This window comes from Paraburkholderia dinghuensis, from assembly GCF_003837865.1.
GTDB classification, from domain to species: Bacteria; Pseudomonadota; Gammaproteobacteria; order Burkholderiales; family Burkholderiaceae; genus Paraburkholderia; species Paraburkholderia dinghuensis.
Window position 1 is genome coordinate 49,292 of record NZ_RQIS01000010.1, and the last position, 14,033, is coordinate 63,324.

Sequence of the window (14,033 nt, forward strand, 5' to 3'; positions counted from 1 at the left end):
ACGATTTGATCAAATCATCGCACGGGAGGCAGGGGAAAGTAAATTTGATCAAATTTCAGGGAATAAGGCGGGGATCGCCAGATCATTGCGCCGCTTTCTGTGCGTCGAGCAGCGAGCGCACGCAGACGTCCACGCTAAGTTCGTGCAACGATTCGACCGGCAGTGCTTCGGTCGTCGCGCGCGCGAGCACGCGCAGCGCGCGTGGCTTCAGACGCGCGAGCACGAGCCGGCGGCCGTCGCGTGCCATTTCGGCGGCGTAGGTCTGCAGCGCCTCGATCGACGATCCGTCGATGTCGCCCGATTCTTCGAGGCTGATGATCGTGTACCGCACGGTGTCGCCCTGCGACGCCGCGAGCGTACGCAAATACGCGAGCACGCGCTCGACGTTGGCGAAAAAGAGCGGCGCTTCGGGCCGCACGATCAGCATGCCCGGCACCGGCTGGGCGTCCTGGTGGCTGCGGGTATCGACGAAATCGTGGGTGTCGCCGAGCCGCCCCAGTACGCTGACATTGGGCTCGGAGAGCTTGCGCAGCGTCCAGAGCAGGCTCACGGCGATGGCGAGGAGCAGGCCGTCCAGCACGCCGAGCAAGAGCACTGCGAGGCAGGCGCCGAGCACGAGAAAGCGGTCGCGCCGCCACTTCAGGTAAGGCGCGAAAATGCGAGGGTCGATCGTGTGGCCCACCGCGTGTATCACGATGGCCGCGAGCACGGGCTCCGGAATGAGCGCGATCTGCGGTAGCAGGAGCGTGGCCATCAATGCGATGACGGCGGCAGCGCTCCATGCGGCCACACGCGTCTGGGCGCCCGCTCCCTCGTTGGCCGAGGTCGCCGAATAGCCTGCGCCCACCGGCATGCCGCCGAGCAGCCCCGAGAACAAATTGCTCGCACCGAGCGCGGCGAGATCGCGGTTCGGCGAGAACGGGTCGTCGTGCTTCAAGGCGAAGCCGCGTATCGAGCCATACGATTCCGCGTAGGTGATGAGCATCATCGCAAAGGCCAGTTCGCCGCAGCGCAGCCATTGGGTGCGCTCGAGATCGGGTGCGCCGAAGCTGATGTGAGCGAGGTCGATGTGACCCACCTGTGGGATGCCGTACTGCGACAGATCGACGGCATAGCCGAGCCCGATGGCGAGCACGATGACGATGAGTGTCGCGGGCATGCGCGGCCAGCGCTTGAGCACGCTGAGAATGACGAGCGCGACGATGGCGAGCACGCCGCCATAGACGTGCCATCGGCTCGACGCCCTCAGCAGCCCCCACAGATAACGCGGTGCGTCCGAGTGCGCGGGGCTCACCTGCAGCGCGAGACCGAGCTGCTTGAGGACGATGGTGATGGCGAGCCCGAATGTGAAGCCGCGCAGAACGGGCTTGGCGATGAAATCGGACATGTTGCCGAGGCGCGCGGCGCTCGCGACGAGGAAGAACAGGCCAGTCATGATGACGATGCCCGCGCCGATCAAAAGCCGCGTGGCGGGGTCGCCGCCCGACGCGGAGAGCGTGACGGCGGCGAGGACGGCGGCCGACGAGGACGTCGACGATACAACGGCAAAACGGCTGTTGCCGATCACGCCATAGAGCACGAGGCCGACGAGCAGCGCGATGATACCGGCCTGGGGCGGGACGTTGCCGATATTGGCATAGGCAACGGCTTCGGGCAGCAGCAGGCCGGCGATTGCGCAGCCGGCGAGGAGGTCCTTGAGGTGGCGATCAAAGAAGCCGGGTGGGGCGTCTGGTGTGGCCGTGGGCATGGCGTGCCTCCCATCTTTGTATTGTCTGGCGTGTGACCGGGGAGGGAATGGTAGCGCAGACGCGGGGTGACTTCGGACATATCGAACAACGCGGGCAGCGGATGAAACCGCGCGAGCGTGAACAACGTGTCCAGGGTCGTCTGCCCTACGCACTGCGGAGATTTTCAGGTGCGCATCCTCGTATCAACCTTGAAATTGTTGTGGCTTCGAGGGACGTGCTATCGGAGCGGTTTGTCGGCGGCGGGCTGGATGTACTGATCGCCGATCGAGCAGCAGGTCAGGCCGAAGCGCAGGTGTAGGCAGGCGCCAGGCTATCGCAGTGCAACAGCAACGAAAAAAGGCGCGATGCGTTTCTTGCATCGCGCCTTGTTGCGTTTGCGCCTGTGCGCTTACTTCCGGTCGATCGAGAAGCGTCCCGGACCGGCCACGGCGAGCGCCAGCAGGCCGCCCGCGATGCTGACGTTCTTGTAGAAGTTGATCATGTTCATCATCTGTTCGGTGCCGGTCATGTTCCAGAAGTGATGTCCGATGATTGCGGTGCCGACGGTATAGAGCGCGAGCAGCACGGCGAGCGGGCGCGTATAGAAGCCGACGAGAATCAGGATGCCCACGACGAATTCCATGACGACGGCGATGATCGCCGACACCATCGGCACCGGTGCGCCGACATGCGTCATGTAATCCACCGTGCCCGAAAAGCCGGTGAGTTTGGTCCAGCCGAACAGCACGAACAGCGAGGCGAGCAGGATGCGCGAGACAAGCAGGACTGTGTCGCTACCCGGGCCGAACAGGTTGTATCGCATGTTTATCTCCGAATTGTTGACGTCGTTTGAAGAGTTTTTGCTGCTTCTGTTGAATATGCGCTGCCCGTATGAGAGGCCCGCGCGGGCCTCTCATACAGAGTAGGCAATCTGGCGCGTTACGACCAGAGTTCCGAAACTTCGATGTTGCGAAGGTCGAAGACCAGCACTTCGGCGTCGTCGCCGTTGCTCAAGGTCAGTTCGCGTTCGTTGCGGATACGCGCACCGTCGCCTTCGCCCATCGTCACGCCATTCACGCTCACACTGCCGCGTGCAACGTGCACGTAGACGTAGCGGTTCGCGTCGACGTCGAGCTTCGCGGTCTCGGCGCCGTCGAAGAGACCGGCGTAGACGCGCGTGTCCTGGCGCAGCACGAGCGAGTCTTCGGCGCCGTCCGGCGAGAGCACGAGGCGCAGCTTGCCGCGCTTTTCGGCTTCGGGGATGTTCTTCTGGTCATAGCGCGGTTGCGCCTTCTGCACCGACGGCGCGATCCAGATCTGCAGAAAGTGCACCGGCTCGCTCGTCGAGTGGTTGAACTCGCTGTGCGTGATGCCCGTGCCCGCGCTCATCAACTGAACGTCGCCGGGAACGATCACCGAACCCGTGCCCATCGAATCCTTGTGCTCGAGCGCGCCTTCCAGCACGTACGAGAAGATTTCCATGTCGCGGTGCGGATGCTTGCCGAAGCCGCGCCCCGGGCTGACGCGATCGTCGTTGATGACGAGCAGGTCCGAGAAGCCGATCTGCGCCGGATCGTAGTAGTTCGCGAAAGAGAACGTGTGACGCGAGCTGAGCCAGCCGTGTTCGCCACGACCGCGTTGGTCTGCCTTGCGAAGTTCAATCATTTCGATCTCCAGTGAAGTTGTCCGGTTGGATGAAGGGCAGTTTAGGTCAATCTGGATGACTGTAATCGATGTAAAATCTGACTCACTGTCACATTAAAGTGGACAATTGCCATGCAACTGGACGACATGCGGATCTTCGTGGCAACCGTGGAGGCGGGCAATTTCACGGCGGCGGCCAACCGGCTGCGGCTCTCGAAGCAGTTCGTGAGCCGGCGCGTGGCGGCGCTGGAGGCGAGCCTCGGCGTGCGGCTGCTCGTGCGCAACACGCGCAATCTGACCGTCACGGATCTCGGGCAGGAATTCGTCGAACGCGCGAAGCGCATTCTCGCGGACGTGGGCGACGCCGAGCGGGCCATGTCCGCCCGCCGCACCGAGCCCCGCGGGCTCCTCAAAGTGAGCGCGCCGATGTCGTTCGGCATGTCGCATTTGTCGGTGCTCGTCGCCGAGTTTCTGCGCGCGCATCCGGATGTCCGCTTCGAGATGGATCTGAGCGACCGCGCCGTCGACGTGATCGGCGAGGGCTTCGACATGGCGCTGCGCATCGGGCGCCTGCAGGATTCGACGCTCATCGCGCAGAAGCTCATCGACGTGCGCATGATCGCGTGCTGCAGCCCCGGCTACCGGCGTCGGCGTCAGGGGCCCGCCACGCCCGCCGATCTCGCGCAGCACGCGTGTTTGCCCTACGGGCAGCAAGGACGTGCTTCATGGGAATTCATCGTCGATGGCGTGAGAAAGTCGTTCGACGTGCAGGGCCCGCTGCGTTCAAACAATGGTGAAGTGCTGCGCGACGCGGCCATCGCAGGACTCGGCATTGCGTATCTGCCGGACTTCATCGTCGCAGGATCGGTCGATGCGGGGCTGCTGGTCGAAGTGCTCACGCCGTACATGCCGCCACCCGGCGCGCTGCATGCCGTATATCCGCGACATCGCGAGGCTTCCGTGACGATTCGCGCTTTCACGCAATTTCTGCGTGAGCGCCTCACCGAGCGTGCGGCGACCGTGCGCGGCGGCGCACTTTGACGCGGCGGCCCTTGCGACGCTGTCGTGTCGTCCGCATGTGTTGATTTCGCAGTTGCCTTCTGTGGTTGCCTGACACAGGCAAGCGGAACTGCTCGCAAGATCTCGCATCACATTCAATGTTTGCCCGACACAGCGGTGCCGCGCAAACGCGGCATGCACTCGTCACGTGCACGGTTTGCATCGCAACGCCTTATTTAGAGATGGGTAAATGAGGCGTAATGTCGCAGTTTCGTTGTATGCTCGACGCCCGCGATGGTTGCGCGGTCCCACTTTCGCGTGTGCCCACCGGGCTTCGCGGGTCTCCGGGGGTCTCTGTGGGGTCCGATAGCGACAGACAATACCGGCGATCAAAGCAAACAATTTTTCAACCGGACGCGATTCCCGTAAATTTCGTCCATACCTTTTCCACACCAGAGCAAGGAAACACTGCATGTCTCTCATCAACACGCAAGTCAAGCCGTTCAAGGCCACCGCTTTCCACAACGGCAAGTTCGTTCCGGTTTCGGAAGAAAATTTCAAGGGCAAGTGGTCCGTCGTCGTGTTCTACCCGGCCGACTTCACGTTCGTGTGCCCGACCGAACTGGGCGACCTCGCCGACCAGTACGCTGAATTCCAGAAGCTCGGCGTCGAAATCTACGGCATCTCGACTGACACGCACTTCACGCACAAGGCGTGGCACGACACGTCGGACACGATCGCCAAGATCAAGTACCCGCTCGTCGGCGACCCGACCGGCGCGATCACGCGCAACTTCGACGTGATGATCGAAGAAGAAGGCCTCGCACTGCGCGGCACGTTCGTGATCAACCCGCAAGGCGAGATCAAGCTGTGCGAAATCCACGACAACGGCATCGGCCGTGACGCGAAGGAACTGCTCCGCAAGGTGCAAGCTGCGCAATACGTGGCGTCGCACCCGGGCGAAGTCTGCCCCGCCAAGTGGACGCCGGGCGCAGAAACGCTGAAGCCGTCGCTCGACCTCGTCGGCAAGATCTAAGCGTTGCACCAGCAGTAAAGCTGAAGCGGCCATCGCGGCCGCGTCAGTTGTCTCATCACCGGGCCGCGCCCTCGCGGCTTGCGGCCCGGTCGCCAAATCAAGCATCCCCCTGCTTCATCTCTAGCCGGAAAAACGCCATGCTCGACGACAATCTCAAGACTCAACTCAAGAACTATCTGGAAAAGATCACGCAGTCGATCGAGATCGTTGCGTATCTGGACGATGGCGAGAAGTCGCAGGAACTGCGCGCGCTTCTGCAGGACATCGCTCCGCTTAGCGACCGTATCAGCTACGAAGAACGACGTGGCGCCGCAACCGGCGACGCGCGTGTGCCTTCGTTCGAACTGAAGCGCGCGAACTCGGACGTCAAGGTGACGTTCGCGGGCATCCCGATGGGCCATGAATTCACGTCGCTCGTCCTTGCACTGCTGCAGGTCGGCGGCCATCCCGTCAAGCTCGAAAACGAAGTGATCGAACAGGTGCGCGGCCTCGATGGCGTGTTCTCGTTCGAAGTGTATATGTCGCTGTCGTGCCAGAACTGCCCGGAAGTCGTGCAGTCGATCAACGCGATGGCTGCGCTGAATCCGGACGTGAAGATTGTCACGATCGACGGCGCGCTGTTCCAGGGCGAAGTCGAGAAGCGCCAGATCATGGCCGTGCCGACCATCTACCTGAACGGCGAAGTGTTCGGCCAGGGCCGCATGGGTGTCGAAGAGATTCTCGCGAAGCTCGACACCGGCGCCTCGGCGCGTGCCGCCGGGAAGCTGAACCAGAAAGAGATTTTTGACATGCTCATCGTCGGCGGCGGGCCCGCAGGCGCCGCGGCTGCGATCTACGCGGCGCGCAAGGGCATCCGCACCGGCGTGCTCGCCGAACGCTTCGGCGGCCAGGTGCTCGACACGATGGCAATCGAGAACTTCGTGTCGGTGCAGGAAACGGAAGGGCCGAAGTTCGCAGCGGCACTCGAGCAGCACGTGCGCGCCTACGACGTCGACATCATGAACCTGCAGCGCGCCGAAGCGCTCGTGCCGGGTGACAAGGCGATCGAGATTCGCACGGCGAGCGGCGCGACGCTGCGCGCGAAGAGCGTCGTGCTGGCGACCGGCGCGCGCTGGCGCAACGTCGATGTGCCGGGCGAGCAGGAATACCGCAACAAGGGCGTGGCGTATTGCCCGCACTGTGACGGCCCACTTTTCAAGGGCAAGCGCGTCGCGGTGATCGGTGGCGGCAACTCGGGCGTCGAGGCCGCGATCGACCTCGCGGGCATCGTGAGCCACGTGACGCTGCTCGAATTCGGCGCGCAACTGCGTGCGGACGAAGTCCTGCAACGCAAGCTGCGCAGCCTGCCGAACGTTACCGTTCACGTGAATGCTCAGACCACCGAAATTTCCGGCGACGGCCAGAAAGTCAACGGTCTCGCGTATCTCGATCGCGCGTCGGGCGACAAGCATCACGTCGAGCTGGAAGGCGTGTTCGTGCAGATCGGCCTCGTGCCGAACACGGAATGGCTCAAGGGCTCGGTGGCGCTGTCGAAGCACGGCGAGATCGAAATCGATGCGAAGGGCCAGACGTCGGTGCCTGGCGTGTTCGCGGCGGGCGATGTGACGACCGTGCCGTTCAAGCAGATCGTGATCGCCGTGGGTGAAGGCGCGAAGGCCTCGCTCGGTGCGTTCGAATACCTGATCCGCTCGTCGGCGGAGCAGGATGAAGATGCAAAGGCGGCCACTGCGCTGGCGTAAGTGCGCGAATAGCTGCGGTAATAGAGAAGAAAACGCCGGCGGAAGCCGGCGTTTTTTTTCGTCTATGGAATGCGTGGGCGAGGATGTGCAGACGCCGCGCCAGTAATGATTCGTCTGCCGCTACGACCTACGTGCTGCCGATCTTCGCATCTGCGTCGATGGTGGCGATCGTGCGCTTAACGTCGCGAATACAGGTTCACAAACTTGTCGTCCCACGGCGCGTTCGAGCCGTGCACTGTGCTCGCGCGCGGTGCACGCGCAGTGCACCGTTTCGCACGCCTGTGGTGCACGAGGACAAGGTGCGTCGTGAAGCTACCCGGATCTGGCGGACGGCGTTTGTCCGCGATGCCCGGATTGCACATTTATTGCTCGCGAATCCATAGTGAGCGAGTGGTATGTCTGTTCGCATTGCCTAGAATGAAATGGCGCGCGGGTCCGACCCGCGATGGCGCCGCACCTTGCGCGTATCCCGACAAATCGACTTGAAAAGGAGGATCGTCATGGGAACGTATGTAGTGCTCGCACAATTCACGGATCAAGGTATCCGCACCGTCAAGAACAGCCCGCAACGGGCGGCACAGACGGCAGAAATGGGCAAGGCATTCGGTTGCGAAGTGAAAGACATCTACTGGACGCTGGGCCAGTACGATCTCACGATCATTCTTGAAGCGAAGGACGACGAGTCCCTGACTGCCTTCGGACTCGCGCTCGGCTCCGCAGGCAATGTCCGCACGCAAACCATGCGCGCTTTCAACAAGACCGAATTCAGCGCGCTCATCAGCAAGCTGCCCTGACCGGCGGCCCGTCAACGGCATGATCCCTGTTACCTCGTCGGCGGGTACGGGCGATGCTTCGAATGATCTTTCTTGCGGAGGTCAGATGAACGCTAACGATAAAGGCGACGTGCACGCATTCGTGCAAACGGCCGAGCGGATCGGCGGCTGGGTCTGGGTGATTACGCTTGTCGACTTCACCGCGCGCGAAGTGCGGCGCTCGCTGGTATCCGATGAGACGTACTCCACGCAACGTGCAGCGAAAGACGCGGGCGATGCCCGTCTACAGGCGCTAGCACACGATCAGTAGTTAAGACGGGAGAATCCCCATGTCCAGTCCAAAAGGTGCATCGGCATTCCAGGTATCCGTCGACGCCGGCAGCTATCGTGTCGCGCGTCCCGAAACGCCGCAGCACATCATCGAGCTGCTACGCGAGCACGAGATCCAGATCGTCGATCTCAAGTTCACCGATCTGCCAGGCCTATGGCAGCACTTTTCCATCACCCTTCCCGAGGTGCACGAAGGCTTGTTTGAAGATGGAATCGGCTTCGACGGTTCTTCGATTCGCGGCTTTCAGGAAATTCAGGAATCCGACATGTTGCTCAAGCCGGACCCGACCACCGCGTTCATCGACCCCGCAAACGAAATACCCACGCTCTCATTGATCTGCGATGTGGTCGATCCGGTGCTGCATCAACCGTATTCGCGCGATCCGCGATTCGTTGCGAAGAAGGCCGAAGAGTATCTGCGCCAGACCGGCATCGCAACGACGTGCTACTTCGGGCCCGAGCTTGAATTCTTTATTTTCGATTCGATCCGCTTCGGGCAGGATGCGCACAGCGGCTACTATTACGTCGAATCTGCCGAAGGGGACTGGAATTCCGGCGCTGACGAAGGCGCGTACGGCGGCGGCAACCTCGGCTACAAGCCGCGTTACAAGGAAGGCTATTTTCCGGTGCCGCCGCACGACACGCTACAGGACATCCGCTCGGAGATCGTGCTGATGCTGCAGCAGGCTGGGGTACAGGTGGAGGTGCATCACCACGAGGTGGCGACCGCGGGTCAGAACGAAATCGACATGCGCTTTACGACGCTCAAGCGGATGGCCGACAACGTGATGATCTACAAATACATCTGCAAGAACGTGGCGCGCCAGCATGGCAAGGTGGCGACCTTCATGCCGAAGCCGCTTTTCACCGACAACGCGAGCGGCATGCACTGCCACCAAAGCCTGTGGAAAGACAGCGAGAACCTGTTCTACGACGCGCACGGCTGGGCGCTCACGTCGAACCTTTGCCGCTGGTACATAGGCGGCCTGCTCAAGCACGCGCCGGCGCTGATGGCGTTCTGCGCACCGACCACGAATTCATACAAGCGCCTGGTGCCGGGCTACGAAGCGCCGGTGAATCTTGCGATGTCGCAACGCAACCGCTCGGCTGCGGCGCGCATTCCGATGTACTCCGATTCACCGAACGCGCGGCGCGTCGAGTTCCGTTGTCCGGACCCGTCGGCCAATGCGTACCTCGCGTTTTCGGCGATGCTGATGGCCGGCCTCGACGGCATCGAAAACAAGATGGACCCGGGCGATCCGCTCGACGTCAACATCTACGACCTGCCGCCCGAGCTGGCGAAGAACGTTCGCCAGGTACCGGGTTCGCTCGAGGAATCGTTGAATGCGCTCGAAGCCGACAACGAATTCCTGCGCAAAGGCGATGTGTTTACCGAAGACGTGATCGACACGTGGCTCGAATACAAGCGCACGCGCGAACTCGATCCCATCAGGCTGCGGCCGCATCCGTGGGAGTTCTATCTGTACTTCGATATCTGATGCTTCGCTGGTGGCTTCGAAGTCAGCTTCAATGCCGGCTTCAAAGCCTCAACCCAGCCGCAGACGCTCCCCGCGCCGGGTGAACAGGATCGACCGGTGCGGATTTCCTCGCGTGGCGCGGCACATGCCGTGCCCTAAAGTCCCGCCTCCTGGCTGCGCGCTGCGATTTCCTTCTTCCACCCAGCGATGATTTTCGCGGCAAGCGCGCTGTAATCGCCGTCGAAGTGGTGATTGCCGGTCGTCTTGACCACATCGATCCCGGTGTTCACGAGTGTCGGACAGAGCGTGTCCTTTTCATCCACGCCGTAGACGCACTGCACGATCGACGGGGGCACCTTCGCGAGTTCCGGCTTCACGGGCAGGGCCTTGTCGCTCGCGGGCATCCCGAGCCATCCTGTCACGCGAATCTGGAAATCGGCGTCCGGGGCGAAACCGAGCAGCGACATATACGACACTTTCGTGCGCAACGCGTCCGGCAGGCGGTTGTACGCGAACGGCATCACGTCGGCGCCGAACGAATAACCGATCAGCGCGACGTGCTTCGCGTGCCAGCGTGCGCCGTACGTCTTGATCACGCGCGCGAGATCGTGGCTCGTCTGCGTAGGCGGCTTCTCGCTCCAGAAGTAGCGCAGGGAATCCCAGCCCACCACGGCGATGCCATCCTTCTGCAGCGCCTCGGCGACCGTCTTGTCGAGGTCGCGCCAGCCGCCGTCGCCGGAGATCACGATCGCAAGCATGTCGGTCGGATGCGCCGCAGGCAGTTCGACGAGCGGCAGGTCGGAGATGTCCTCTTCGTTTTCCGCCACGACGCGCAGATGCGGCGTGGTCAGCGCGACGAGCTTGTCGGCGTCCGCGACGTTTGACGCAAAAGCGTGCGGAATCGAAGAAGCGCCCGCGGCTGCCGGTGCGCCTGTCGCGCCGCGCGTCACGCCCTGCTCGAAGAAGCCCGGCAGGCCCGTGCCGCGGCTCAGTTTCGGATCGGCGGCGCAGGGTGCGAAGCGCGCGTCGAGCTGCGCTGCGGGATCGAGCGACACCGCGCCCGCGAGCGTGTTCGCCGGCGCCTGCGAAAGCATGCGCGCGGCGATCAACGCGCCCTGGCCGCTGCCGATTGCGATCGGCGCGAAATACTGGCTCGATTCCTGTTGGCGCTCCAGTTGATGGCCAATCGCTTCGGCGTCGCTATAGAGCTTGTGGCAGGTCTCTGTTTTCACGGCGGCGAGGTTCGCCGCGTATTGCGACGTGTCCACGCCCACCACCATCGCACCGTGTCTGGCGAGGGCGTTTGCGCGCGTCTGGTCCTCGTTGGTCCAGTGCTCGCCCGCCGAGAACAGCACGGCGAAACCGCGCATCGAGCCTGTGGGCTTCGTGAGCGCGACGTCGCCGTAACGGCCGCCGCTCACGTGGGTCACGGTCGACCCGGCCGTGTTGATCGTTGCGTCAGCCGGAACACACGCGAAGGACGCGAGCAATGCGGCGCCGGCCGCGATGACGCGCGGCAGCGTGGAAAATCGAATCGTCATGAACGCCGGCCTCCAGCCAGCAAGGAAAGATCGGCGAGTGTGATGAACACGCTAATCGAGCCGGAAGCGGCCAGATAGCGTGGTTCCCAGCGGGGTGCGAACTTGTTCTTGAAGCCGCGCAGCCCCCGGAAGTTGTAGAACTTGCCGCCGAAACGCCAGATCAGTCCGGCGAGGCGGTGCCAAGGCGAGGCAAGCGGCGTCGGCCCCATGCCCGAGAGCGGCGCCATGCCGAGCGACAGCGCCTCGTAGCCCGCGTCCTTCAAACGGAGCGCGAGCTGCGTGAACAGATACTCCATCGCATACGGCGACGCTTCCGGCAGATGGCGCATCACGCCGACTGTCGCCTCGGTGTTGAGGTCGGTCGTCATGAACGTGACGAACGCGATCGGCTCGTCGTTCTGGCGCACGAGCAGCACCGACTGCGCCGCGAGATAGTCATCGTCGAAGGCGGCCACCGAGAAGCTCTTCTCGCGCGCGTCGCGGCTGTCGAGCCAGGCGTCGGAGATCGCGCGCAGCACTGGCAGATGCGCGCTGATCTGCGTGCTGTCGATGTGTTCGATCGTCAAGCCGTCGCGTTCGCCGCGCTTGAGCGCATAACGCAGATGCGCACGCTGCGGGCCCTTGAGATCGAAGTCCTTGAGCATCACGCGAGCTTCTTCGCCGAGTTTCATCAGCGTGAGGCCGGCGTCGAGATAGAGCGGCAGCGCGTCGGCGCGGACCTGGTAGAACGCAGCCCGGCCGCCGTGCGCATGCGCGAGCGTGACGAACTGGCGGACGAGCGCGGGCCATTCTTCTCGCGGGCCGACGGGATCGTGCAGCGCGGCCCATGTACGGCCGCGTTTCGCAAACATCAGGAAGGCGTTGCGCTTCTCCGAGAACAGGAAGCTCTTGTCGCCCATCAGCGCGAGGCCTGCGTCGCTGCGCTCCTGCGCGCGCACGATGCGTGCCGCTTCCACGAGATCCTCGATTGGCGGCATCACGAAGCGGCCCTTCGCCGGACGCATCAGTTGCCACAGTGCGAGTGCGGCAGCGAGCATGCCGGCGCCGAGCGTCGCACGCAGTGCGCGCGGGGCGCGTTCGTCGAATGCGAACTGCCACCATAGATTGTGCGAGTACTGTACGTCGCGGAACGCGAACAGCAGCACCCAAACGGCGAGCGCGATCACGCAGCCGACCGACGCGAGCCAGCCCGGCGTGAAGCGCTCGGCGAACAACGAAGAATGGCGGTTGAAGCGGTGCCGCGTGGCGAAAAGCAGCGCGATCAACGCGCACAGCACGCCTGCTTCGACGAACGCCAGCCCCTTCGCGAATGAGAGGACGAGGCTGGCGGAGGCGATCATTAGTGCGAGCCACCACGCGGCGTCGAGTCGCCGCAGCAGCCCGCGCGCGACGAACAGCAGCCCCACGCCGAGCAGGCTACCGAGCAGCTGCGAGCTTTCGAGCACCCAGAGCGGCACGATGGTTTGCAGCACGGCGATGCGGTGTGAGAACGCGGGCGTCGCGCCCGAGATCACCAGCATGCCGCCGGTCACGAATGTCACGATCGCCAGAAAGAGTGGGGCGAGCTGGGAGACGCCGTCGGCGCCGCGGCGGGCCAGGCTCGCGCCGAGCGGCGTGGCGAGCGCGCGGCCTTCGAAGACGGCGAGCAGGGCAGCCGAGAGCGCGAGCGGTGCGCCGAAGTAAATCGCACGATAGGCGAGCAGCGCGCCGAGGATCTTCGAGGCCGGCACGTCCGAGCCGAGCGCGAAGACCATTGCCGCTTCGAATACGCCAATGCCGCCGGGCGTGTGCCCGATCAGGCCGAGCAGCATCGCGGCGGAATAGACGGTCAGGAAATCGGGGAAGCCGACGTGCGCACGCGGCATCAGTGCCCAGAGCGCGAGCCCGGCGCCCACGACGTCGAGCGCGGCGAGCAGCAATTGCGCGACGAGGTCGCGCCGTGCAGGTACGGCAAAGCGCAACCAGGCGCGGCCGAACGGCACGATCTCCCGCGACTTCGCGGGGCACGCTGCGATCATCACGGCGCCGCATGCGAGGAGCGCGCCGCCGATCCAGCGCAGCGCTTCGGGCGCGATGTGCAGCACGCCAGCGAGCGTGTCCGCGGCGCAGACCATGCCGAGCGCCGCCATCAGCGCGAGGGCGAGCGCGAGCGTGACGCTCGTGAACACGGTCATGCGGCCGACCTGCGCGGGGGTGACACCGGCGCTGCCATAGACGCGGCAACGCACGGCACCGCCGGTCAGTGCGCCAAATCCGGTGACGTTGCCGAGCGCCGATCCGGCGATTGCACCGACCCAGAGCGCGCCGCGCGAGACGCGCGCGCCGAGATAGCGCAATCCGACGGCATCACGCCCGACGAGCGCGGCGAAGCTCAGGGCCGTGGCGGCCACGGCGCCCAGCCACTCTTCCGGGGCCAGATGCCACAGGTGGCGGATCACCGACCGGTAATCGACAGACTGCGAGAGGTGCTGGAACACCACGAGCAGCAGCGCGCAGATGCCGAGCACCAGGGCCGGCGCGACGAAGCGCTGCAGGCGAAGGGCGGTCGCGCGACGCCGCAGTGCGGCGATGGCGCGCATCGTGCGAGAGGATTGCGAGAGGGACATGGATAGGTCTGACGATTCTCCGATGCCGTCGTTTTGCGCACCGGGCTTCCCCGGGGAACGGCATCTCCCTTTATTTATGGCGTTTCGTGGCGGTCGGATGGTTTTGCGACACGCCGTGCAGCGGAACGTAAACGTTTGGTAAAGGACTGGTAAAACTCAG

12 protein-coding genes are annotated in these 14,033 nt (G+C 63.7%); 7 read left to right on the forward strand and 5 right to left on the reverse strand.

Going from position 1 to position 14,033, the window contains the following annotated elements; genetic code table 11:
* Positions 1-82: 82 nt before the first annotated feature.
* Positions 83-1,747, reverse strand: coding sequence for a SulP family inorganic anion transporter (locus tag D1Y85_RS14810; RefSeq protein WP_124151819.1), 1,665 nt, complete (start codon positions 1,745-1,747; stop codon positions 83-85).
* 47 nt (positions 1,748-1,794) lie between these two features.
* On the opposite strand from D1Y85_RS14810, the gene D1Y85_RS14815 reads away from it, so the two are divergent.
* Positions 1,795-2,046, forward strand: coding sequence for a hypothetical protein (locus D1Y85_RS14815; protein WP_124151820.1), 252 nt, complete (start codon positions 1,795-1,797; stop codon positions 2,044-2,046).
* 90 nt (positions 2,047-2,136) lie between these two features.
* On the opposite strand, the gene D1Y85_RS14820 is transcribed toward D1Y85_RS14815, so the two are convergent.
* Together D1Y85_RS14820 and D1Y85_RS14825 are read right to left on the reverse strand one after the other, a co-directional pair.
* A complete protein-coding gene (locus D1Y85_RS14820; RefSeq protein ID WP_124151821.1) occupies positions 2,137-2,550 on the reverse strand; it encodes a DoxX family protein in 414 nt (137 codons plus the stop codon).
* A gap of 116 nt (positions 2,551-2,666) precedes the next feature.
* On the reverse strand, positions 2,667-3,392 hold the full coding sequence (locus D1Y85_RS14825) for a pirin family protein (protein WP_124151822.1): 726 nt from the start codon (positions 3,390-3,392) through the stop codon (positions 2,667-2,669).
* A 111-nt stretch (positions 3,393-3,503) separates the two neighbouring features.
* Here D1Y85_RS14825 and D1Y85_RS14830 point away from each other — a divergent pair, with 111 nt between their 5' ends.
* The 6 genes from D1Y85_RS14830 (at position 3,504) to glnA (ending at position 9,747) form a co-directional block, all read left to right on the forward strand.
* Positions 3,504-4,412 (forward strand): LysR family transcriptional regulator, encoded by a 909-nt coding sequence (locus D1Y85_RS14830; RefSeq protein ID WP_124151823.1) that lies wholly within the window; start codon positions 3,504-3,506, stop codon positions 4,410-4,412.
* A gap of 430 nt (positions 4,413-4,842) precedes the next feature.
* Positions 4,843-5,406, forward strand: coding sequence for an alkyl hydroperoxide reductase subunit C (ahpC, locus tag D1Y85_RS14835; RefSeq protein WP_124151824.1), 564 nt, complete (start codon positions 4,843-4,845; stop codon positions 5,404-5,406).
* Positions 5,407-5,543: 137 nt separating this feature from the next.
* A complete protein-coding gene (ahpF, locus tag D1Y85_RS14840) occupies positions 5,544-7,145 on the forward strand; it encodes an alkyl hydroperoxide reductase subunit F (protein ID WP_124151825.1) in 1,602 nt (533 codons plus the stop codon).
* Between the two features lie 500 nt (positions 7,146-7,645).
* Positions 7,646-7,939, forward strand: a complete 294-nt coding sequence (locus D1Y85_RS14845) for a GYD domain-containing protein (protein ID WP_124151826.1) — start codon at positions 7,646-7,648, stop codon at positions 7,937-7,939.
* Positions 7,940-8,024: 85 nt separating this feature from the next.
* Positions 8,025-8,228: a hypothetical protein gene (locus D1Y85_RS14850; RefSeq protein ID WP_124151827.1), complete on the forward strand. Its 204-nt coding sequence runs from the start codon at positions 8,025-8,027 to the stop codon at positions 8,226-8,228.
* 19 nt (positions 8,229-8,247) lie between these two features.
* The gene (gene glnA / locus D1Y85_RS14855; protein WP_124151828.1) at positions 8,248-9,747 is read left to right on the forward strand and encodes a type I glutamate--ammonia ligase; all 1,500 of its coding nucleotides are present in this window, start codon (positions 8,248-8,250) and stop codon (positions 9,745-9,747) included.
* Positions 9,748-9,881: 134 nt separating this feature from the next.
* On the opposite strand, the gene D1Y85_RS14860 is transcribed toward glnA, so the two are convergent.
* Both D1Y85_RS14860 and mprF read right to left on the reverse strand, forming a co-directional pair.
* Entirely contained in the window at positions 9,882-11,267 is a 1,386-nt protein-coding gene (locus D1Y85_RS14860) for a virulence factor family protein (RefSeq protein ID WP_124151829.1), read from the reverse strand.
* The gene (gene mprF / locus D1Y85_RS14865; protein ID WP_124151830.1) at positions 11,264-13,873 is read right to left on the reverse strand and encodes a bifunctional lysylphosphatidylglycerol flippase/synthetase MprF; all 2,610 of its coding nucleotides are present in this window, start codon (positions 13,871-13,873) and stop codon (positions 11,264-11,266) included. The genes D1Y85_RS14860 and mprF overlap by 4 nt, the downstream gene beginning before the upstream one ends.
* Between the last annotated feature and the right edge of the window lie 160 nt (positions 13,874-14,033).

Coding starts and splice junctions, on each gene's coding strand:
- D1Y85_RS14810 (WP_124151819.1), bottom strand. CDS start 1,747: ATGCCCACGGCCACACCAGACGCCCCACCCGGCTTCTTTGATCGCCAC.
- D1Y85_RS14815 (WP_124151820.1), top strand. CDS start 1,795: ATGGTAGCGCAGACGCGGGGTGACTTCGGACATATCGAACAACGCGGG.
- D1Y85_RS14820 (WP_124151821.1), bottom strand. CDS start 2,550: ATGCGATACAACCTGTTCGGCCCGGGTAGCGACACAGTCCTGCTTGTC.
- D1Y85_RS14825 (WP_124151822.1), bottom strand. CDS start 3,392: ATGATTGAACTTCGCAAGGCAGACCAACGCGGTCGTGGCGAACACGGC.
- D1Y85_RS14830 (WP_124151823.1), top strand. CDS start 3,504: ATGCAACTGGACGACATGCGGATCTTCGTGGCAACCGTGGAGGCGGGC.
- ahpC (WP_124151824.1), top strand. CDS start 4,843: ATGTCTCTCATCAACACGCAAGTCAAGCCGTTCAAGGCCACCGCTTTC.
- ahpF (WP_124151825.1), top strand. CDS start 5,544: ATGCTCGACGACAATCTCAAGACTCAACTCAAGAACTATCTGGAAAAG.
- D1Y85_RS14845 (WP_124151826.1), top strand. CDS start 7,646: ATGGGAACGTATGTAGTGCTCGCACAATTCACGGATCAAGGTATCCGC.
- D1Y85_RS14850 (WP_124151827.1), top strand. CDS start 8,025: ATGAACGCTAACGATAAAGGCGACGTGCACGCATTCGTGCAAACGGCC.
- glnA (WP_124151828.1), top strand. CDS start 8,248: ATGTCCAGTCCAAAAGGTGCATCGGCATTCCAGGTATCCGTCGACGCC.
- D1Y85_RS14860 (WP_124151829.1), bottom strand. CDS start 11,267: ATGACGATTCGATTTTCCACGCTGCCGCGCGTCATCGCGGCCGGCGCC.
- mprF (WP_124151830.1), bottom strand. CDS start 13,873: ATGTCCCTCTCGCAATCCTCTCGCACGATGCGCGCCATCGCCGCACTG.